The 1,424-nt window shown below is 65.1% G+C and carries 1 protein-coding gene; it reads left to right on the top strand.

Annotated elements, in window-relative coordinates; translation table 11 throughout:
• Positions 1 to 110 precede the first annotated feature (110 nt).
• Positions 111 to 1,421, top strand: coding sequence for an ISL3 family transposase (locus E4J89_RS19280; protein WP_136787825.1), 1,311 nt, complete (start codon positions 111 to 113; stop codon positions 1,419 to 1,421).
• Positions 1,422 to 1,424: the final 3 nt, after the last annotated feature.

Genomic DNA, 1,424 nt, shown 5'->3' with positions numbered 1-1,424 from the left:
GGCTCATCGGAATCGAGAGTGTAGATAGCGTTGGCGCGTCGGTTCCCGGATAGAGGTCGAGGTCTTCCGATGATGGAAGTTCTCACACTGCCCATCCGAAAGACCTCGACGTGTCCAACGCTACCTTCGATGCCCCTGACCTGACCAAGTTCTGCCGTCTCGACGACCTCGGCCTGGATGTCATCGGCCAGCGTCTGGAGCCTGACCGGGCACTGCTGATATGCCGGGTCGCGGATCCGGACCAGTGGTGCCGGGGCTGCGGATGCCAAGGAATTGCCAGAGACACCGTCATCAGGTCCCTGGCGCACGAACCATTCGGGTGGCGGCCGACGACACTACTGGTCCGGCTGCGCCGTTACCGTTGCGCCGGCTGCGGACACGTCTGGCGGCAGGACACGTCGAAGGCCGCCGCGCCTCGGGCGAAGATTTCCCGCGGCGGGCTTCGCTGGGCACTGGAGGCCATCGTGGTCAATCACCTGACCGTCAACCGGATCGCTGCAGGTCTGGGAGTCTCCTGGCACACGGCCAACAGTGCGGTCCTGGACGCCGGCCGCCGGGTATTGATCGAGGATCCCGGCCGTTTCGACGGAGTGCGGGTCATCGGTGTGGATGAGCACGTCTGGCGGCACACCCGCCGCGGGGACAAGTACGTGACCGTGATCATCGACCTCACCCCGGTACGCGATGGAACCGGCACCGCCCGGCTGCTGGACATGGTCGCGGGCCGCTCGAAGCAAGTGCTGAAGCAATGGCTGGCCGACCGTCCGCAGCAGTGGCGGGACGGGATCGAGGTTGTGGCGATGGACGGGTTCACCGGCTTCAAGACTGCAGCCGCCGAAGAGCTGCCCGACGCGGCACCGGTGATGGATCCGTTCCATGTCGTGCGGCTGGCCGGCGACGCCCTGGACAGGTGTCGGCAGCGCGTACAGCAGCAATCGCTCGGGCACCGCGGCCGCAGCCAGGATCCGCTCTACAAATCCAGAAGAACCCTGCACACCGGCGCCGGACTACTGACCGAGGCGCAACGGGAACGGCTGACAGGACTGTTCGCTGACGACCGGCACGTTGAGGTCGAGGCGACCTGGGGCATCTACCAACGGATGGTTGCCGCTTACCGCGAACCCGACAAGAGGGAAGGCAAGCGCATGATGCAGGCGGTGATCGATGCGCTCAGCCATTCGGTTCCTGCCTCGCTCACCGAGCTGATCACGCTCGGCCGGACGTTGAAACGCCGCGCCGTGGACGTGCTCGCGTTCTTCGACCGCCCCGGCACCAGCAACGGTCCTACTGAGGCCATCAATGGTCGCTTGGAGCACCTTCGCGGCTCAGCCCTCGGATTCCGCAACCTCACCAACTACATCGCCAGATCACTGCTCGAAGCCGGCGGATTCAGACCGCATTTACACTCTCGATTCCGATGAGCC

Origin of the sequence: Arthrobacter sp. CAU 1506 (assembly GCF_005047635.1) — a bacterium.
Classification (GTDB): Bacteria; Actinomycetota; Actinomycetes; order Actinomycetales; family Micrococcaceae; genus Crystallibacter.
Note: the sequence above shows the minus strand (reverse complement) of the source record. Positions and strands in the feature narration are given on the sequence as shown.